At 66.6% G+C, this 18776-nt stretch carries 14 protein-coding genes and 1 pseudogene; 6 read left to right on the top strand and 9 right to left on the bottom strand.

Going from position 1 to position 18776, the window contains the following annotated elements:
• Positions 1 to 60 precede the first annotated feature (60 nt).
• Positions 61 to 3966 (bottom strand): bifunctional serine/threonine-protein kinase/formylglycine-generating enzyme family protein, encoded by a 3906-nt coding sequence (locus D187_RS08790; protein WP_002623487.1) that lies wholly within the window; start codon positions 3964 to 3966, stop codon positions 61 to 63.
• A gap of 120 nt (positions 3967 to 4086) precedes the next feature.
• On the opposite strand from D187_RS08790, the gene D187_RS08785 reads away from it, so the two are divergent.
• The 3 genes and pseudogenes from D187_RS08785 to D187_RS52050 form a co-directional block, all read left to right on the top strand.
• On the top strand, positions 4087 to 5019 hold the full coding sequence (locus D187_RS08785) for a hypothetical protein (protein ID WP_081713622.1): 933 nt from the start codon (positions 4087 to 4089) through the stop codon (positions 5017 to 5019).
• Between the two features lie 1070 nt (positions 5020 to 6089).
• The gene (locus D187_RS08775; protein ID WP_051256272.1) at positions 6090 to 7760 is read left to right on the top strand and encodes an amidase; all 1671 of its coding nucleotides are present in this window, start codon (positions 6090 to 6092) and stop codon (positions 7758 to 7760) included.
• A 24-nt stretch (positions 7761 to 7784) separates the two neighbouring features.
• Positions 7785 to 7958: pseudogene (locus D187_RS52050) on the top strand (ATP-binding protein); the annotation flags it as partial.
• Here the strand turns inward: D187_RS52050 and D187_RS08770 are convergent.
• From D187_RS08770 to D187_RS08760, 3 genes are all read right to left on the bottom strand, one after another.
• Positions 7955 to 8533: a DUF1993 domain-containing protein gene (locus D187_RS08770; protein ID WP_002623494.1), complete on the bottom strand. Its 579-nt coding sequence runs from the start codon at positions 8531 to 8533 to the stop codon at positions 7955 to 7957. The pseudogene D187_RS52050 and the gene D187_RS08770 sit on opposite strands and share 4 nt — an antisense overlap.
• A gap of 52 nt (positions 8534 to 8585) precedes the next feature.
• A complete protein-coding gene (locus D187_RS08765; protein WP_002623496.1) occupies positions 8586 to 9794 on the bottom strand; it encodes a sterol desaturase family protein in 1209 nt (402 codons plus the stop codon).
• Positions 9795 to 10013: 219 nt separating this feature from the next.
• Positions 10014 to 10973: a monodechloroaminopyrrolnitrin synthase PrnB family protein gene (locus D187_RS08760; protein WP_002623498.1), complete on the bottom strand. Its 960-nt coding sequence runs from the start codon at positions 10971 to 10973 to the stop codon at positions 10014 to 10016.
• A 143-nt stretch (positions 10974 to 11116) separates the two neighbouring features.
• On the opposite strand from D187_RS08760, the gene D187_RS08755 reads away from it, so the two are divergent.
• Positions 11117 to 11527 carry a DUF1428 domain-containing protein gene (locus D187_RS08755; RefSeq protein ID WP_002623500.1) on the top strand — a complete coding sequence of 137 codons (411 nt, stop codon included), beginning with the start codon at positions 11117 to 11119 and terminating at the stop codon, positions 11525 to 11527.
• Between the two features lie 72 nt (positions 11528 to 11599).
• Here the strand turns inward: D187_RS08755 and D187_RS08750 are convergent, their stop codons facing one another.
• Both D187_RS08750 and D187_RS49650 read right to left on the bottom strand, forming a co-directional pair.
• Positions 11600 to 11968 (bottom strand): DUF1330 domain-containing protein, encoded by a 369-nt coding sequence (locus D187_RS08750; RefSeq protein WP_002623502.1) that lies wholly within the window; start codon positions 11966 to 11968, stop codon positions 11600 to 11602.
• Positions 11969 to 11982: 14 nt separating this feature from the next.
• Positions 11983 to 12372 carry a nuclear transport factor 2 family protein gene (locus tag D187_RS49650; RefSeq protein WP_155893253.1) on the bottom strand — a complete coding sequence of 130 codons (390 nt, stop codon included), beginning with the start codon at positions 12370 to 12372 and terminating at the stop codon, positions 11983 to 11985.
• A gap of 126 nt (positions 12373 to 12498) precedes the next feature.
• Here D187_RS49650 and D187_RS08740 point away from each other — a divergent pair, with 126 nt between their 5' ends.
• Entirely contained in the window at positions 12499 to 13434 is a 936-nt protein-coding gene (locus D187_RS08740) for a LysR family transcriptional regulator (RefSeq protein ID WP_002623506.1), read from the top strand.
• Between the two features lie 171 nt (positions 13435 to 13605).
• On the top strand, positions 13606 to 15033 hold the full coding sequence (locus tag D187_RS08735) for a glycoside hydrolase family 43 protein (RefSeq protein WP_002623508.1): 1428 nt from the start codon (positions 13606 to 13608) through the stop codon (positions 15031 to 15033).
• Positions 15034 to 15122: 89 nt separating this feature from the next.
• Here D187_RS08735 and D187_RS08730 read toward each other — a convergent pair whose 3' ends face one another.
• The 3 genes from D187_RS08730 to D187_RS54895 all read right to left on the bottom strand — a co-directional run bounded on the left by D187_RS08730 (position 15123) and on the right by D187_RS54895 (position 18770).
• The gene (locus tag D187_RS08730) at positions 15123 to 16463 is read right to left on the bottom strand and encodes a serine hydrolase domain-containing protein (protein ID WP_211241478.1); all 1341 of its coding nucleotides are present in this window, start codon (positions 16461 to 16463) and stop codon (positions 15123 to 15125) included.
• A 246-nt stretch (positions 16464 to 16709) separates the two neighbouring features.
• Positions 16710 to 18416, bottom strand: coding sequence for a serine/threonine-protein kinase (locus D187_RS49645; RefSeq protein WP_002623511.1), 1707 nt, complete (start codon positions 18414 to 18416; stop codon positions 16710 to 16712).
• A gap of 216 nt (positions 18417 to 18632) precedes the next feature.
• A complete protein-coding gene (locus tag D187_RS54895) occupies positions 18633 to 18770 on the bottom strand; it encodes a hypothetical protein (RefSeq protein WP_002623512.1) in 138 nt (45 codons plus the stop codon).
• Between the last annotated feature and the right edge of the window lie 6 nt (positions 18771 to 18776).

The following is an 18776-nucleotide window of genomic DNA, read 5'->3' as shown; positions in this document are numbered from 1 at the left end:
GGGGTTCATGGCAGAAGAAGGCACTGCCCACGGAGTTATGCGGAAATTCTCATCCGCGCATCACGGCATGGGCCTTGAGGCGCACAGGCGCACACCCACGGTGACATCCCGAGACGTGGCGGTGAAGGCCTGACGATTGGGAATGAACGCCACGATGCGCTCGAAATACCAGGCGCCCCCCGGAATGACGATGTCACCGAGATCCGCGACCGGCGGTTGAACCATCTCGGAGACATTGCCCGCCATGTCGTGGATGCCAAAGGGGCTCACCGCGGCGGGATGGGCGCCGACCTCATCGGGCCCGAAGTTCTCGGGCTGACGGCCATAGGTCTCATCGAAATTGGCATCGTCCGGCTCGAGCCGGGAGCCGTGCGGATACCTGCGATCGTCGGCCCCCCGCGCGGCACGCACCCACTCCATCTCATCGCACAGGCGCGCTCCCGGCAGCCGCCCGGTGCGGTTCAGCCAGGAGAGGTAGCCCGAGATCTCCTCGGCGGAGATCCCCGCGAGGGGGAAGCGGCGCCAGTCCTGCTCCTGGCGCAGGCTCCGGTGGGGGTAGCGCAGGCGCTCGTCGTCGCGCGCCTTGAGGACGCGCCCACTCGCCAACTCGAGGGAAAACTCCCAGGAGCCAGCGCTCAGGGGCCGCAGCGTGAGCGCCCCCCACGCGCTGGATTTCTCCTTCTCCAGCAGGCTTCGCTCCTCCTTCGTCGCGGCCCCGGAGTCGAGATACGCCATCCAGTCGCCCAGGGTCACCTCGTCCTTGCCCATGAGGTAGCCCTCCGTCATGCAGCGCTTGTGCATCGGCATGCTGCGCATGAAGTCCCGCACTTCTTCCGGGTCGTTGCTGCCCATGAGGAAGCACCCGGGGGGAATGTAGACGTAGCCCTCGGGCACGAAGGCGGGAAGGTCGAGGTGGATCTGCTCGGTCTTGCCCCGCTCGAGCAGGAGCGGAAGGTCGACCGGCGCCTGGCCCTCTCGATTGAAGCGGAGATGATAGGAGCCCGCCTCGAGGGACAGCCGGGCGATGGGCGTCTGGGGGCTGGGCAAACTCACGGGCTCGCACCGCCACATGCCCTTGGACTTTTTGTACCGACAGAGTTCGACACCCGCGCCCGGCGGCGTGGTCTGGATCTCGAGCCCCGCCAACGCATCGAGCCGCTCCCGCCAGACGGGGTCCGTGGCCGTCAGCCGCTTGAGGTCCAGGAGGAACTGGGCGCTTGCCTCCGTGCGGTGGAATTCCTCGGCGAGCAGGAGGCGCTCATGGGTGAGCTGGATGCGGAGTTCGTGCGTATCCGTCTCATTGCCGACGCGCTCGAGGATATCTTCGAGAGCTCGCCACGCTTCGGCATGGGCGGCGTCGGCGATGTTGAACGCCTGGAGCGCCTCCTCGCGCCAGAGCTCCTCGGCCTCCGCCCAGCGCTGGTGAGGGTCTCCTTTCGTCCCGGTGCCTTCAGGGTCGAACAGCTCGAGCGCCCGAGTGCGGGCGGCGCTGGCGCGCTGACTCCATTCGTGCCCCAGGGCGAACTCCGCCCGGACGAGGCCCCGCTTCTCGCCGACGAAGCGCTGGGTCTCCAGATGCCCCCACAGACTCAATCCGCCATAGAGCCCTCCCATCAGGAACACGACGAGGAACATGGCCAATCCGCGGCGCAGCTCCTCGCGGCGCACGGCGCGCCATGAAGCCCGGAGGAAGTCCTGCTCGCGCGAGCCCGGGTCGGCGGCGGGGAGAGCCCGCGCCTCATCCAACTGGCGCTTGCGCCAGAGGAGCTCCTCGGGATGCCCCAGACGCTCCCACTCGGCACGAGCCACCTCCAGACGCTGCCGGAGCGCGCGCTGGCCGACGTCCTCATCGAGCCAGCGACGCAACGTCCCCCAACTCGTGATGAGTGCCTCGTGGGCCAGCTCGTAGTGGGTCCGTCCACCCACGGCGCGCGCCTGGATCAGGCGACCTTCGACGAGCGCTCGCAGGGCGGCGCCGGCCTCCGGGGAGACCGCGAGAAGTTCCTCTTCGCTTCGCTCGCCACGGGTCCCCTCGGCCGTGATGAGCAGGCCGAGCAGTTGACGCGCGGCCCGCTGCCCGGCCTCGTGGAGCGGCGCGAGCACCGCGTCGGCATGGCGCGACAGCGCGCCGGCCACGCCCCCCATGGCCTCCAGCGAGGCCTGGGTGATGTGGCCCCTGACGGAGTCCCGGCGCTCCCACAACTCGGCCAGGGCGAACTGGAGCAGGGGCAGGCTGCCCGAGCCCCGATCCATGGCCTCGACGAGGGTCTGGAGGGCCGCGGTCTCGAAGGTCACGCCTCGACCCCGGGCGGGGCCGACAATGGCCTCGCGGACCCCGTCGGCGCTCAGGGGCCGCAGCAGGTAGAGCGCCCGCTCGAACGCGGTGTCCAGGCCCGGCAATACACCGGCCCGGGTGAGGAAATCACCGCGCACCGCGAGGAGCACGCGGACTCCGGACGAGGACACGGTCAACTCGCCCAACTCCCCCAGGAGTCGCGCGAAGTGCTCCGCCTGGGCGGGCTCGCTGAGGGTGATGAGCTCCTCGAGCTGGTCGACGAAGAGGAGCAGACCCCGCCCTGGCCCGTAGAGGGCCCGGAGCGCTGGCCCCAGCCGTCCGGGCTGCTCGGCGAGCCAGGCGCCGAGCTCGTCCTCTGGCCGATTGAGGACGGGCACGAGCGCGGCGGCGAGGGTCACGAGAGGACGTCGGCCGGGCTGGAGCGTGAGGGAAGTGAAGTGGCGGGAGCCGTCGAGCGCGCCCTGGGTGGCCCGAGGGAGGATGCCGGCGCGGCACAGTGAGGACTTGCCGATCCCCGAGTCCCCGGCGATAAGGACGAGGGGCTGGCGGCGCAGGCGCTCGAGCACCCCTTCGATGTCGGCGTCGCGCCCGAAGAAGAGCGCGCGGTGCTCGGCCTCGAAGGACGCCAGGCCCCGGTAGGGATTGCCCTCCCAGCGCACCTCGGGCACATGGAGTCGCTCGAGCGCGGCACGCAGGGCCTCGGCGGAGCCGTAGCGCTGGTCGGGAGCGACGTGGAGGCAGCGCTGGATGAGCGAGGCGAAGTCCAGATCGATGCCCGGCACGTCCTCGGTGAGCGGAGGCGTGCCCTCGTCCTCCGAGGGCCGCGCGGGCTCGAGAGGAGATTTCTCGCTCCCGGCCCAGGAGCGCGCGGGCAGCTTCCCCGTGCACAACTGATAGAGGACCACGCCGAGCGCATAGAGATCGCTCTGTGGCGTCGCCGATTTTCTCTGGAAGAGCTCGGGTGCCATGTAGGAGGGTGTTCCCACGACGGTACGCGAGAGGCCCGGCTCGCCGGGGGTGGAGTGGTCGACGAACTCGGCCAGCCCGAAGTCGAGCAGCTTCACTTCACCCGAGCGGGTGAGGAAGGCATTGGAGGGCTTGAGATCCCGGTGCAGCACTCCCGCGGCATGGGCGGCCTCGAGCCCTCGCGCCAGACCGACCCCCAGACCGAGGGCACGTCGCCAGGGCAGCGGCAGCTCCAGCGTGCTCAGGGTTTGTCCTTCGAGGTACTCGGTGACGATGTAGGGGTGGTCACCCACCTGGCCGATGCGGAACACGGTGACGACGTTGGTGTGTTGCAGTTGCGCGATGGCCTGCGCCTCCTTGTGGAACCGCTCTCGGGCCTGCTCCTCCGGATGGCGCGAGGCGATGAACTTCACCGCGACCAACCGTCGCAGCCGCGTGTCCTGTGCGAGGTAGACGACACCCATGGCACCTTGGCCGAGCGGGCGCACCAGACGGAACTCATCGAACTCGGTGGGAGGTGTCCAACCCGCGATGGGAAGCGGCGCCGTCTCTTCCTGGGTGGAAGTGTGGTGGATGAGCCCGAGGACGAACTCACGGCATTGGGAGCATTCATCCATGTGCTCATGCATACAGGCCAGCTCATCCTCGGTCAGCCTCCCATCGAGGAACCTCGCGAGGGTCTCATCCGTCAGACATTCGGACATCGGGTTCTCCGTCGGGTAGCCAGGGTGACTCCGCGACCATGGTAAGCGAGGCGACACTCACACGAACCTACCCACAAGGAGGCGGCGGGAAGAAGACAATCCAGGTAGCGTCCGGGGGCCATGAAACCACTGAAACCACTCACCTTGGTTTTTTTTCAGCATGCGAAGGGACGCGGAGACCTGCCAGCCGATGGCGAGGAACTGGAACGCCTGCTCGAGCAAGCGGTCGGCCGCGGTCGTCAAGGGAGGCTGTTCGGCTTGGATGACAAGGTCTTCGTGGACTACCTCGCACAGCGGCTGCCTCCGGCCAAAGAGGGCGACTCGCTTGCCAAGGTCTTCGCGGACATGTACCTGGAAGATCTCTATCTCGCGTTCGCCTGCGTGCACAAAGTGCCCGAAGCCATCGCGACGTTGGAGGAGCACCATCTGCGCGAGCTACGAACCTGGCTCAAGCGGACGAACTCCGTGGTGGATGACCTTTGTCAAGATGTCCGCATTCAGCTTCTGGTGGGCCTGACCCCCGCCGGGCCGCGGCTCGCGACGTACCGGGGCAGCAGCGCCCTACAACACTGGATTCATGTCGTCGCCAGTCGTCTGCTTCCACCCAGCAAACCGCCGTCCGGTAATGGCTCGTCCGGCAGTGGCTCGCCCCCGGCGAGCCTCCTCAATGCCCTGGAAAACATCCCCTTCCAGAGGCCCGACTTGGATATCGAACTCATCAAGCGTCTATCCATGGATGATTTCCGTCAGGCATTGAGTGGTGCAGTCCGCGCGCTGTCGGAAGAGCAGCGACGGCTGCTCAAGTACTACTATGTCAAACGGCTGACGACAACCGAGCTGGGTAGGCTGATAGGTAAGGATCAATCAACGGCGTCTCGCAAACTCGCGCTCGCACGGGAGGCGGTCTACGAAGAGACGAAACGTCTCCTCAAGGAGCGCCTCAGTCTGGCCTCGAAGGAGTTCGACAGTTTCGTGGCCGCAATCCAAAGCAACTTCGATATGAGCCTCAGTCAAATCCTGGGTGAGACGGACGAGGAGGAGGATGAAAAGTAGGATGGCCAGCTCTTGCCGGAGTGCGCCCCTTGTGAAGAAAGAGTTCGGAAGCCACGACGGGCGAGTGAGCACGTTCTCGCCCCGCTACGGAACGGAGAGGAAGACGGTGGCTTGACTGGGTCATGATGAATGTCTTTCTGCAAAGGGCGGAATTTGCAACGATTGAGAATGAAGGTGAGAGCCTTGAAGCGAGGGCTCAACTCTTCATCTCATCCCTATAGAAGCGGGATGTGGACGACCTATGCAGGGAATTTGATTTATTTCTCGTCCATCCCGTTTCGGGCGGATTTGGCCCAGAGACGGTGTGAGACCCACCACTTTCAAGGTCGGGAGGGTGATGCGACCTGGCAAGGCTTCCGGGGGGGCGACACAGCAGCGCGGGGAGACCGGCCGCGGGGGAGGGGATTCGCACACGGGCCGCGGAACTCCATTCACTCATGGACGAATTCGTGATATACGGCATTGACATGGATTTCTTGGGTTCTGGCTTGAGGGTCGAGCGTCACGCAGCCAACCGCGCGTTGCTGGGTGCATGGCTCGTCTTGTGGACGGCCTGTGGCTCGAGCGACCTCCTCCAGGAGGTGACCTTCGAGCCGCCGACGACCCGGGCCCAGGCCCTGGAGGGGTGCCCCGCGAGGGGGAAGACCCTTGGCGGGGAGGGGCAATGCATCAACTGCCACTCCTGCGGGGATGGTCTCTGCCTCACAGGAGAGACGGAGACGAGCTGTCCCCGTGATTGCTGGTGTGGAGACGGGCAGTGCCTCGATGAAACGGTGGACACCTGCCCCATGGACTGTGGTTGCCCCACCTCGGGGTCGTGCGACTCCTGCCATGCCGCACTGAGAGCGGGTGCGTCGGCCGGGTCGTGCACGAGGAGCACGACCCGGAACGCCGAGACCCCCTTGGAGCAACTCCGCTTTCCGGACCATGTGCGGTTCTCGTCCACGCCCCGATAGAGCGTGGCGAGTCCCCGCCTCGCGCCACGCCGCTTCATCTCGTGCACCAGGTCCGCGCCCCTACGGAGAGTGCGATTGCGGCCCATCGCGCGCGCTGCTGTAGTCACGCGCCTCATGAAGAAACCCTCTCCCTCCTCCGGGACTCCCCGGGATCTGAGCCGCCGCACGTTCCTGGGTGGCGCGGCCGTCGCCAGCACGCTCGTGGCCCTGGATGTCCAGGCCCAGCCCTCCGCGAACTCCACCCCTCCCGCCGCTCCGCGCGGCTCGGCCTTCGAGCTGGAGGAGGCCACGCTCGCCGGGCTTCAGGCGGACCTCACGTCGGGGAAACACACCGCGCACGGCCTCACGGAGCGCTACCTCGCGCGCATCCAGGAAGTCGACAGGGGAGGCACCGCGCTCGGGTCCGTCATCGAGCTCAACCCGGACGCGCTCGCCATCGCGGCGGCACTCGACGCGGAGCGCAAGGCGAAGGGGCCTCGGGGCCCGCTGCACGGCATTCCCGTGCTCATCAAGGACAACATCGGGACGGCGGACAAGATGCAGACCACCGCGGGCTCGCTCGCGCTCGTGGGCGCCGTGCCCTCGCGGGATGCGTTCGTGGTGGAGCGCTTGAGGGCCGCGGGCGCGGTCATCCTCGGCAAGACGAACCTCAGCGAGTGGGCCAACTTCCGTTCCACGCACTCGTGCAGCGGTTGGAGCGGGCGGGGAGGGCAGTGCCGCAATCCCTACGCGCTGGACCGCACGCCGTCGGGTTCCAGCTCGGGCTCGGGGGCGGCCACGGCGGCGAACCTGTGCGCGGTGTCCGTGGGCACGGAGACGGATGGCTCCATCGTCTCGCCCTCGGCGGCGTGCTCGCTCGTGGGGCTCAAGCCGACGGTGGGGCTCGTGAGCCGCTCGGGCATCGTGCCCCTGTCACATACCCAGGACAGCGCGGGCCCCATGGCGCGCACGGTGACGGACGCGGCCGTGCTGCTCGGGGTGCTCGCGGGGGTGGATCCGAGCGACGCGGTGACGGCCGCGAGCCAGCGCCATGCGCACGCGGACTACACGCGCTTCCTCGACGTGAACGGGTTGAAGGGCGCGCGCATCGGCGTGCCGCGCGAGCGGTTCTTCGGCTACCACCCCGCCACGGACGCGCTCATCGAGCGGGCGTTGGACGTGCTGAAGGCGCGAGGCGCGGAGCTCATCGAGGCGCCCATCCCCTCGGCGGCGAAGCTGGACGAGCCGGAGTTGGAGGTGCTGCTCCACGACTTCAAGGCGGACATCGAGGCGTACCTCGCGGGGCTGGGGGAGCGGACGCGGCTGAAGACGCTGGCGGACCTCATCCGGTTCAACGAGGAGCACCGGGACACGGAACTGGCGTGGTTTGGCCAGGAGCTCTTCCATCAGGCGCAGGAGAAGGGGCCGCTGACGGACAAGAAGTACCGCAAGGCGTTGGAGGCGTGCCGGAAGCTGTCGAGGGAGCAGGGCCTCGACGCGGTGATGGCGAAGCACAAGCTGGACGCACTGGTGGCGCCGACGCAGGCGCCTCCGGGGCTCATCGACCTGGTGAACGGAGACCATTGGCTGGGAAGCAGTTCCACGCCAGCGGCGGTGGCGGGCTACCCGAGCATCACCGTGCCCGCGGGTTATATCGCCGGACTGCCGGTGGGCCTGTCCTTCATCGGGAAGGCCTGGAGCGAGCCCACGCTGTTGCGGCTCGCCTTCGCCTACGAGCAGGCCACGAAGCATCGCCGCCCGCCCACGTTCGCCCCGACGGCGGACCTGCGCCCCGCCAAGGTGTAGAGGAGAAGCAGGGCCGGGCAGGTAGACAACGGGATGGGCATCGCGCCAGAGATGCTCACCCGTATCTTCCAGTACGGCTTCACCACCCGAGAGGACGGGCATGGTTTCGGCCTGCTCTCCAGCGCCCTCGCGGCCCAGGAGATGGGGGGCGTTGCCGCCGCCCATGCAAGAGGAGGCCAGGCTCCAAGTCCCTCCTAGGTGCGTTGGACCTGGTAGGCCGGGGCACCCTCGAAGTCCTGTTTGCCCAAGGCGACCCCTGCCGACCTGAGCAGCGCGTACACCACGGTGATGTGGAAATAGAGGTTCGGCAGAACGGAGCGGAGCACGAAGGAGCGAGGATTCTCGAAGACGCGAACCTCCCCCGGCTTGGCCACCGAGACGGGCTGTTCTGGCGCGGCGTCGATCTCCGCCTGGGAGATTCCTTCCAGATAACCGAGGGCCTCCTGGACCAGGGTCCGCAGAGCGGCGAACGACGTCAGTCGTTCGCCGAACGACTGTTCGGCGCCCCGGTTGAAGACCGCGAACTCCGGCGACTCATCGTCCGGAGCGATGCGGCGGGCCAGGCGAGCGGCGCACCCCTTCGCGCCCGAGACGATGATCTCCACCTGTCTGGAGAGCGAGAACATGTCCGGATGAAGGCGGCGCTCCAGAAGCAGCTCCGGGCTCATCCGTTCTTTCTCCGCGAAGGCGGCGGCCTTCGCGAGGATCTGCTCCAGGTTCCGCAACATGCGGACCAGGGTGGGGAGGCTGGCTTGATAGAGGGAAATGTCCATGGCGTGCTCCTCTCGGTTCATGTCCCCGGGTGTATACCCGCCAGCCTGCTTGTCAATGCTTGCTCTGGACGGGCACCGGCGGATCGTAGGTGGTCGGGCCAAAGAGGATCGCCGGCCAGTACTTCAGCTTGTTCTGACGGAGCTCCGTGAACATCCGGACGTAGGGGTGGAGGATGAACCGCACGGGGTTGTTGCAGTAGTCCGTTTCGTCGCTGAACAAGCCCGCCTCGGGAATGCGGGGAGGCGGCTCGACGTAGGTCCCGAGCAGGCGGTCCCAGAGGGTCACCCGCGCGCCGAAGTTGCACCCATCCGTCACATTGTGCTCCGGCTCGCGTGAATGGTGGGTGAAATGCACCGCGGGGGTCACGAGGAACCAGCGGAACCACCGCAGCACGCGGCTCCGGGTCTCGGCGTAGTAGAGAACGACCGAGTGGGACGGGTTGGTCCAGACGTCGAGCACCAACAGGACGATGAGCACCCAGCCGCTGTCACGGAAATCCAGGGTGAAGAGCTTCGTCATCACGGGCAGCAGGAGGAGGACGAACACCTTGCCGCCGGCCGTGTCCAGGAAGAAGGATTGCGGATCAACCGCCTGCGTCAACTGTGACAGGTTCTTGGAGCGATGGTGGTTGACGTGCCCGAGGTTCCAGAAGAACCGGACCTTGTGGCACCAGCGGTGCGACCAGTAGAAGCAGAAGTCACCGAGGAGGGCGGCCACCACCAGCGCGAGCGCGCCGTTCAGGTTCACCAGGGTCGGGACGTGCTGGATCAGGCGCTCGTATTGCACCAAGAGATCCGTGACCGCCGGATTCATGAAGGTGAACACGGCGGTCAGCAGAAACACGACATTGACCGCGGAGATGGAGACCATGGCATTCCAGTCGAACGGGCGGCCCGTGATCTTCTCGTAGAACACCAGGTCGGCGATTCCAACGACGAGGCCAAACAGGATCCGCGCGAAACTGACGGCGATGATCCACGAGCCGAGGGAGGCATCGACGCTGGAGAGCAGCACGGCCTTGACGTTATAGAAAATCACCACGCTCTGGGCCGACAGGGCCTCGCGCAGGCTGAGCGCGCCTTGGTGATAGGACAGCTCGACGGCGAGCGCCACGGCTGCGATGACGGCGAAGACAATGGCCTGCGGTCCGGCCCGCTGAAGGCGGATGTCCTTGTCCCAGATCCATTGCTTCAGCACTTCCGCCCAATGTAGACGCTCCTCTGCCTTGGCAGCGTCCAGCGTGAGTTTCATTTCCTCCATGGCTGTGTCCTCCTATCGCGAGCGGTTTCAAGATGCACCGGTTCACTACGGGGGCTCCCGGTGACTGGTTCTTGAAGGTGAAAATCCAGGGGATGCGCGATGCGGGGCCCTGTTAGCACAACGCATTAGTACTGGCAATAGTTCCGCTGAACCCGCGGTGCACCTCCGCCCGCTGCCACTTACAGCGACCGCCACCCTTATCATTTCGGCCGAGTAACTTCACGGCCCAACGACACGATGGCAGCGATTGTCGCCCAGGCACGTGTCTGGATGGCATCTCCGTTTGAGTCGCGGCAATGCCTGATTCACTCCCAGCGCCGATGTCTGCCACCGCAGAGTGTCCACGCCGGCGCGCGCCGCGTCGTCGGGCTCCTCGAGGGCGTGCACCTCCTCCAACACGCGGTCGACCAGCGAGGGTCGGCCCACGTGCCGACGGTACAACGCGCGCAGCTCTGGGAGGATGTACGGGACATAGCGTTCCTTGAAGGCGAGGTACCTCGCCTCCTTCGAACTCGAGCCCCACGGCAGGTGTTCGAGCACGAAGAGGGGCATCTCCACGGCCCCGGGTCCCAAGTACGGCGTCCCCCCGATGAGGATGGGGTCGTAGTAGGAGCGGAGCTCGGTTGCGAAGACGTGGGGCGACACGTGCCGGTGAGCATGCGCGATGGACTCCACGAGCTGGCGCAGCCCCTCCAGCACCTGGGTGCACAGAGGCACGAAGTCGGGGGCCCGCACGGGGACCTCGTGCAGCTCCGCCAGGCGGGTGATGGCCGACTCCAGTGGGGGGATGGCCAGGCGAACGCTCTGGATGAGCTGCTCCTCGTCGGGCAGGCCGGGGTACGTCCGGAGCCTGTCACCCGGGGGGTTCCACACCGAGTAGTGCAACAACGTGTCGCGCGGAGGCAGCCCGGTGCGCTCCCCGAGCCGTCGCAAAACCGGCTCCAGCTGGGGCACGCGCTCGAGGGGCTCGTATCCATGGTGCTCGAGGGAGCCCAGACACATGCCGAGGTCCCTCATGACCGCCGCGGCCCGCGCGGGGTCCGCCCCTTCGAGCCGGCTCGCCTTCTCGCACAGCCCCTGTAGGAGGTGGACGAGCGCCTCCACGTTCGCGGCCCGATTGAGGGAGGGCAGCTGGCATGGCTGGGGGGAATAGAACCCGAGCGAGCATGCGGGGGCCACCCGAGGGCATTCGACCTCCTGCCTTGGGAAGAGTCGTGGCCGGAGTTTTTGTCAGTCTCTTCATGCGCGTGCTTGCCCGGTACATGCCCGACTCAATCATGTTACACAGAGTATCGACGTCGAAGAATGAGGAGGCGACCGAGATGACCTATATCGACGGCTACCTGGCACCCGTGCCCGCGCATAAGCGGGAAGCCTATATCGCCCTCGGCAAGAAGACTGGCGCAGTTCTGATGGAGTACGGCGCGCTGCGGATAGTCGAAAGCTGGATCGACGACGAGTCAGGAGACGACAGCCAATTCCACGCCGAGGACGCCAGGGGCGATCTCGAAAACAGGACCGACGGCATGGTCACCACCTTCGCCCAGGCAATGAGGACGCAGGGCGACGAGGGAGTGGTGTTCTCCTGGGTCGAGTGGCCGGATAAGGAAACGCGTGACCGTGGTCTCGCTGCGGCGATGGCCGACCCGCGCATGCAGGTGAATGACGAGGAAGGAGCCTTCGACGGGAAGCGGCTTATCGCGTCCGGGTTCACGCCGATCTTGGAGTTCTAGTCCTCGATCTTCTCCTCCTCTGCGTTGAAGCGCCGCGGTTCGAGAAGACCGCGGCGTTTCGCTTTCGTACGCTCAGGCCGGCGAAATACCACGCGTGGGCTGCAGGACCGCCTCCGAGAGCGCCGACATGCGCACGGGATCGGCGAGCGCGTACGCCGGATCGGCGAGCATGTTCGCGAAGGCGCGCCGGCTCGGATAGCGGACGAGGGCGACGGTGTCCCAGGCCTGGCCCGGCTCCGCCGCGAGCGGCACCATGCCGTCGCCCGCGTAGAGGATCTCCGCGCCGTAGCGCGCGACGAGCGGACCCGCCATCTGCAGGTATTCGAGGTAGCGCTGCCGTCCGCCGTCGGGGCGGAAGCGGAGCAGGTTGAGCATGACGACCGGCGCGCCGTCGTCCTCGCGGAGGAAGCGCTCGAAATCGGCGGGAGTGAATGCAATCATTTGGAGTCCTTTCGTTACTTGAGAGTCTGCTTCGGCACGTTGCTGAAGAGGAGGATGCTCTTGATGCGATGCTCGCCGTCGAAGGCGAGGACGTCGTAGCCCGTGAAGCCAGCGTTCCCCGCGGCGTCGACGAATTGCCAGGTGGCGATGGCGTTGTCTTCCCAGCCGAGCATCGCAACGAGGCGGTAGGAGCCGCCCGGGACCCGCGTCTGGAAGGCCCTGAGGTGGTCGGCCAGGTCGTCGATGCCGGTCCGCGGTTTCGTGGGGTTCGTGAAGACGACTCCCTCCGTCACGCTCGCCTGCAGCAGTTGCAGCCGTCGGTCGTCCGGGAGCGCCGTCCACGCGGAGAGATACGTCTCGTACGTGGCCATGCGGAAGTCCGTCGTCGCGATCTGCTCCGTCATCGAGGTGCGCACCGCGGGTGTCGGATGGGCGGTAGCGGCGCAGCCCGTCGCGAGGAAGAGCCCGACCGGGACGAGGCGCGCCCGCGCCCTTGCGGTGCCCGACGCTCGCGCTGTACACCGCGGTCCATGAGCGCCATCGACTTCGAGGTCTCCGTTCCGCAACTGCGATGCTTCATCGCCGTGGTGGACGCCGGCTCGGTCGCCGAGGCCGGTCGCCGCCTCGGGATGTCGTCGGCGAGCGTGTCGAAGGCGCTCACCCGGCTCGAGGAGGGCGCCGGCGTGCGGCTCCTCCACCGGTCGACCCACGCGCTTTCTCTCACCGAGGCCGGAGAGGCGCTGCTCGAGCCGGCGCGCGAGGCCGTGCGCGCGGCGGAGGCCTTCGAGGAAGCGGCCGGGCATGCCAGAGGCAGCGGCGACGCCGGCGTCGTGCGCCTCACCGCGGCGGTGGGGTTCGTCCGGCACGTCCTCGTGCCGATGCTCGGCGAGCTCGCGCGGCTTCATCCCGAGATCCAGCTCGACGTCCGCGCGACGAACGAGGTTCTCGATCTTGCCGACAACGGCATCGACCTCGCGATCCGATCCGGCTCCCTCGTCGGTCTGCCAGGCCACATCCATCAAACCTGGTTCACGTGCCCGTGGGTGATCTGCGCCGCGCCGAGCTACCTCGCCCGGCGACCCGCGCCGCGGACGATCGCGGAGCTCGACGAGCACGACCTCATCAGGTTCCGCAACCCCCAGAGCGGACAGATCCAGCCCTGGCCCCACCGGACGGTGGCCGACACGACCGGGGGGACCTACGAGCCACGGGCGCGGTTCGCGTTCGACGACGGCGACACCGTCTGGGGGACGATGCTCGCGGGCGGCGGCATCGCATGTGTCCCGCTCTACCTCGCGGCCGCCTCGCTCCGCAACGGCGCGGCGGTCGAGCTCCTCGCCGATTTCCGCGGTGCCGCCGCGACTGTGGTCATGCTGCGCCGGGATCGCCGGCTGACGCCCGGTCGCCTCGCCACGCTGATGGCCTTCCTGAGCGCGCGCGCCCCGGACTTCTCCGATCTCCTCTGACCCGCATCGTCTTGACATGCCGACGACTCTGGCAGCGTGCGCGCGGTCGCTGTAGCCCTCGGGCGGGCAGGGCAGTGTTGCCCTCGCGGCAGGACCCGCCAGGGGGCGTCCGCCCCTGTCCATTCTTTCATCCTGGTTCATCCAGGTAATTCGTGTATATTCCTGTTTACCATGAAAACCTATAAATGGGCTGCATCCCTCACGCTGGTGGGGGCGACGATGGCGGTGATGCCGGGCTGTGGAGGCGGTGAGGGCGAAGAGGGGGCGGCGCGGGAGCCGCTCACCTCCGCCCCGGCGGAACTCGCGGCGTGTACGACCCGCATCACCTACGGCGACGCGTGGATCCACCCGGGCCGCACGAGCATGGAGGACACGGTGGATGGGCAGGTGACGTGGGATGGCACCTGCATCAACGAGGGCAGCAACTCCTATGCGGTGCTCTCCAATGGCTGGAAGCCGTACTTCACCGGCAACAACGCGTGCGTGATGGCCTTCGACTCGACGTGCGCGGGCGAGCCCGCGTGCACCACGCGCATCACCTACAACGCGTCGTGGATCCACTCCGGCACGAACCAGTATGACAACGCGGGCGGGCGGGTGTTCTGGGACCGCTCGTGCACCAACCAGAGCCCCAATTCCTACGCGGTGCTCTCCAATGGCTGGAAGCCCTACTTCACGGGCTCGAACGCGTGCGGCATGTCGTTCATGTACTCGGGCTGTGGCGGCCTCTACCAGAACCCGGTGGTGGCCACCGACTGCCCGGATCCGGGCGTCATCCAGGACGGCAACCGGTACATCGCCGCCTGTACGGGCGGAAACTATGCGCTGCGCACCTCGACGGACCTCGTGACGTGGACGTCCGCGGGCACCATCTTCTCGTCCACGACCAAACCCACGTGGGCCAAGGGAGACTTCTGGGCGCCGGAGATCCACAAGGTGGGCTCGCGCTACATCGCCTACTTCACCGCGCGCCACACCAATGGCGCGCTGTCGATTGGCGCCGCCACGGCGACGAACCCCCTCGGCCCCTACACCGACCTGGGCCGCCCGCTCATCAACGACACGAGCATGGGGATGATCGACGCCACGGTCCTGAAGGCCAGCAATGGCACGCCCTACCTCGTGTGGAAGGCGGATGGGAACGCGGTGGGCAAGAAGACGCCCATCTACGGCCAGCAGCTCTCGGCGGATGGTCTGTCGCTCGTCGGCACCCGCGCGCAGCTCATCACCAATGATCTGTCCTGGGAGGGCGGCGTCGTCGAGGCCCCGTGGATGGTGGCGCGCGACGGCTACTACTATCTCTTCTACAGCGGCAACGCCTACTACAACGGCACGTATGCCATTGGCGTGGCGCGCGCGACGAGCCCCCTGGGCCCCTATACGAAGCTTGGCGCCCCCATCCTCAAGACGGTGCCGGGCTGGGAGGGCCCCGGACACGGCTCGGTGGTGACCAGCCCCACGGGTGGCTCGGCCATGGTCTATCACGCGTGGAACGCGGCCCACACCGGGCGCGTGATGCTCGTGGACAACATCGTCTGGAGCGGGGGCTGGCCGTCCATGCCCTCGGCCCCGTCCGTCAGCTCGCGCCCCCGCTTCTAACCGGGCTCCGAGAAGGGTGTCAGACGATTCGTAGGAACTTACGTCCAGCGATCCGAATTCTTTGACACCGTCGCTGGACGCGCTGCGTATCAGGTTCGTGACTGGCCCTGGATCGCCTCGTAGGCCGAGCGCCAGAAGTCCACGAACGCCGCGGGCGCGGTGGGCGAATCCATCGTCCGCTGCGTCAGCAGGATGCCGATCAGTCCGGTCTCGGGGTCCCAGTAGCAGGACGTGCCGTAGCCGCCATCCCAGCCGAACCCTCGGGGATCTCCGGGCTCGTGCCGGGTGATGACGGACACGGCGTAGCCCCAGCCGTGCTTGTCCCAGAAGCCCGGGCTGAAGGGCGACACGGCCTTCTGCTCGGGCGTGAGGTGGTCGGTGGTCATGAGTTCCACCGAGCGCTCCGAGAGGATGCGCCCACCGGGGAACGCGCCCCGGTTCAGCATCATCCGGGCGAAGGCGAGGTAGTCGTCGGCCGTGGAGACCAGACCCCCGGCAGCGGACGGAAACCCCGGTGGCTGGCTGAAGCGGCTGTCCTTGCCCGGCGGATCGAAGACGATGAACTCCTTCGTCTCGGGATTGCGGAAGTAGGTCGTGGGCAGCCGCTCGAGCTTGTCGGCCGGCACGCTGAACCCCGTGTCCTTCATGCCCAGCGGCTCGAAGAAGCGCTCGCGGAGGAACGTCTCCAGGGGCTGGCCCGAGGCCCGCGCGAGCAGCGCGCCGAGGACGGTGATGCCGGTGTCATACATCCAGACCTCACCTGGCTGATGGATCAGCGGCAGCGAGCCCAAGGCCTGGAGCCAGGCGTCCGCGTTCGGAGTCGTGGGCAGCTCGGCACCCACGCCCACGCCTCGCTCGTTCATCGCCTGGACGATGGGGTAGTCGCCCGGCGTCATGATGGCGCCCGTCCCCAGGCGCAGCGTCAGCAGATCGCTCACCAGGATGGGCCGCAGGGCGGGCACGGTGTCTTCGATGGGGCCATCGGGGCGTTTGAGCACCCGGCGGTTGGCGAGTTCCGGCAGCAGCCGGTCCACGGGCTCGTCGAGGCGCAGCTTGCCTTCCTCCACCAGGAGCATCGCCGCGGCGCCCGCGATGGGCTTGCTCATCGATGCGATGCGGAAGATCGTGTCCCGCCGCATGGGGGTCGTGTCGCCGAAGGACAGGGTACCGAGCGCGTCCGCGTGCACCTCGTCGCCTCGGGCGAGCAGTGTCACGACTCCCGGCAGCTCGCCCTGCTCCACATGGGCGGCCATGGCCGTATGCAGGCGTTCGAGTCCCGCCTGGGAGAATCCCGACGTGTCCGAGCCACCTCGTGTCCCTGTGCGGCCACATCCCGCCAGCGCCGCCACGCCGAGCGCCCCGGCCCCCATGAGCACACCGCGCCGGCTGATTGCCTCCGAGCCCACATCATTTCCGTGTCGTCGCATCATCCGCTCCTGTCGTGCCCCACCGGGGGCGAAAGAGGAATCCCGGCGCACCTTAGGCGCGGCCCCTGACACGTCCTGATGGAGCAATGAAGCGCCGCGGTTCGAGAAGACCGCGGCGTTTCGCTTTCGTACGCTCAGGCCGGCGAAATACCACGCGTGGGCTGCAGGACCGCCTCCGAGAGCCAGGGAAGTATCAAAGGATTCGTTGCCCGACCCTGACGAGTCGTCTGACAGACACCTGGGGCCGGGTCACCTGCGCGCGAATGAGTCCTCCAGCCACTTCCTCGCCGCCGGACTGACGCCCACCGTGCTCCAGCCCCTCCTGCCCGCTTCTTGCTTCGCAGCGAGATAGGCACCGAGCGATTCAGGAGGTGACACGAACTCATGAAGGGCGTCGGGTATTCGCGCGCTCGTGAGTTGGACTGAATGAGTGTAGGACGACCACGCGCCATCCGAAGCGCCATAGGCGGTCCAAGACGTGAACTGCAATTCCAGCTTCAGCTTGCCTGACTCGTCGTAGAAGGGCCGATAGAGCGTCAGGGAGATGTCATCGGGGGAAAACTCATCCCCCCCCGGGGAAGTTTCGAGCTCCTGCAAGAGTTTGAATGCCATGTCCCGCTCTTCGCGGAACAAAGGCTCCAGTGCCTGGGCTGACAGCATCTCGACTCGCATCGCCAATACGGCGTCGTAGACATAGAAGTCGAAAACCGTGTTGCCGTGAGCCGCCCCGGAGAACAACGTCCATTCCCGGGCGGTGATGAAGAGGAGCCGGCCCAGGCTGGAAATGACTTGGGTCGTCCGCTCAAGACCCGTCTGGAGGGGATCGAGCTGGCCGTACGGCTCCAACGGCGAAAGCTGTCGGGAGTATCCTCGTAGGACATCGTCAAGATGTGCGTCCTCGATGACTCCCTTTTCCCAGCGAAGCAGGCCAGGCTCGGTGACGTCCACCCTGGGGTGCATGCGCTCGCGAATCTGCTGAAGCCATCGGCCCAGAGCCGTCTTCCGGACCGGTTCGGGAGACTCGGAGCTGGTGAGTACTGGGAATTGGACGTCGCGCATCGATACACGCCACTTCCAGAGTTGTTCTCCTTCGGAGAACAAGAGCCCAGCCGTCTCCCCCAAACTCTGGAGTGCCCCGCTCTCAAGTTGCATCCATGAGGTCACCGTTCGCTTCTGCTCGTCTTCCTTCCACACGAGCACCTGCAACGGAACGGATTCCGCCCCGAGTTCGCGCAACAGCTCCAACGCCTCGACCATGCTCTTCGGACGTCGGTCGAGTTCCAACTCCGTGGTGCGCTGGACGAAGTTCTTCCAGAATCCTTCAGGAACGAGCTGGATGTTGGGAATGAGCCTCTCACCAGTCACGGCCCACGCGACGACGCGGCCCAGGCCGTAGATGTCGGCACGTGCGTCCGCCGCATGCCCGTCCTTCCATGATTCCGGCGCGAGGTAGCCCTCGGTTCCCAGCGCATCCCGCGTCACCCTGCGACTGGTTTGCCCGCGAGGTCTGCGAACCAGTCCCCAATCCGCTATCACCCAACGCCGTTTTCCCGAGGAGTCCCGCAGGGCGAGGATGTTCCATGGCGTGACATCCCGGTGGACGAAGTCAAGCTCATGGGCGAAGGCCAGTCCCATCGCGGCGTGTTGAATCGCGCTCAGCAACTCATTCTCATCCAATTGTCCTCTCAAATCCGCGAGTGTTCCCTCGGCCAGGGGCATCGTGTACCAGTTGTCTAGGGGACTGGAATCCAGCAAGGGCATGATGTGCTCGTGCTTGAGCTTGCGCAGGACATCGATCTCGCGTTTGAGCCGGATGAGGCTCTCTGAATCGCGCTGCTTCAGCCGTTTGAGCGCTACGACCTGACCCGTTTCCTTGTGAGTGGCACGAAAAACTGAGGCATATCCTCCCGTGCCGAGAGGAGCCTTCTCCAGTCGGTAGCGCTCCTGAGGTTTCATCTCCCTCTCTCTCCGAGGCCATGACCACCCATCATGGGCCCCAGAGATACCGCACATCTAAATCATGGGCTCCACGATAGTTCGACGCACGCCGAGGCTCCGCCTGTTGGACCGCCGTCCGCCCAGTCCGAAGGTGGGCCGAGGAGCAACAACCGATGCGCCATCGGTAACCGGGGGCGCCGGGCTATCGCTGCGCGAAGATCGCCCGCACATTGCTCACCGCCCCCCGCACGCCAGGGCTGCTAGCGAGGCCAGCCGCGCCTCATTGGCCAGCAGCGTCAGGCCCTCCCCCGTCGTGAGCAACTCGCTCTCCTTGAAGTTCTCCTCGACCGCCAGCCCGCCGGGAATCACCATCGCCAG

The sequence above is a fragment of the Cystobacter fuscus DSM 2262 genome (assembly GCF_000335475.2).
Classification (GTDB): Bacteria; Myxococcota; Myxococcia; order Myxococcales; family Myxococcaceae; genus Cystobacter; species Cystobacter fuscus.
Note: the sequence above shows the minus strand (reverse complement) of the source record. Positions and strands in the feature narration are given on the sequence as shown.

Bases quoted from the DNA above. Each gene is read 5' to 3' on its own strand.
- D187_RS08790 (WP_002623487.1), bottom strand. From the start codon at position 3,966: ATGTCCGAATGTCTGACGGATGAGACCCTCGCGAGGTTCCTCGATGGG.
- D187_RS08785 (WP_081713622.1), top strand. From the start codon at position 4,087: ATGAAACCACTGAAACCACTCACCTTGGTTTTTTTTCAGCATGCGAAG.
- D187_RS08775 (WP_051256272.1), top strand. From the start codon at position 6,090: ATGAAGAAACCCTCTCCCTCCTCCGGGACTCCCCGGGATCTGAGCCGC.
- D187_RS08770 (WP_002623494.1), bottom strand. From the start codon at position 8,533: ATGGACATTTCCCTCTATCAAGCCAGCCTCCCCACCCTGGTCCGCATG.
- D187_RS08765 (WP_002623496.1), bottom strand. From the start codon at position 9,794: ATGGAGGAAATGAAACTCACGCTGGACGCTGCCAAGGCAGAGGAGCGT.
- D187_RS08755 (WP_002623500.1), top strand. From the start codon at position 11,117: ATGACCTATATCGACGGCTACCTGGCACCCGTGCCCGCGCATAAGCGG.
- D187_RS08750 (WP_002623502.1), bottom strand. From the start codon at position 11,968: ATGATTGCATTCACTCCCGCCGATTTCGAGCGCTTCCTCCGCGAGGAC.
- D187_RS49650 (WP_155893253.1), bottom strand. From the start codon at position 12,372: ATGACGGAGCAGATCGCGACGACGGACTTCCGCATGGCCACGTACGAG.
- D187_RS08740 (WP_002623506.1), top strand. From the start codon at position 12,499: ATGAGCGCCATCGACTTCGAGGTCTCCGTTCCGCAACTGCGATGCTTC.
- D187_RS08735 (WP_002623508.1), top strand. From the start codon at position 13,606: ATGAAAACCTATAAATGGGCTGCATCCCTCACGCTGGTGGGGGCGACG.
- D187_RS08730 (WP_211241478.1), bottom strand. From the start codon at position 16,463: ATGATGCGACGACACGGAAATGATGTGGGCTCGGAGGCAATCAGCCGG.
- D187_RS49645 (WP_002623511.1), bottom strand. From the start codon at position 18,416: ATGAAACCTCAGGAGCGCTACCGACTGGAGAAGGCTCCTCTCGGCACG.
- D187_RS54895 (WP_002623512.1), bottom strand. From the start codon at position 18,770: ATGGTGATTCCCGGCGGGCTGGCGGTCGAGGAGAACTTCAAGGAGAGC.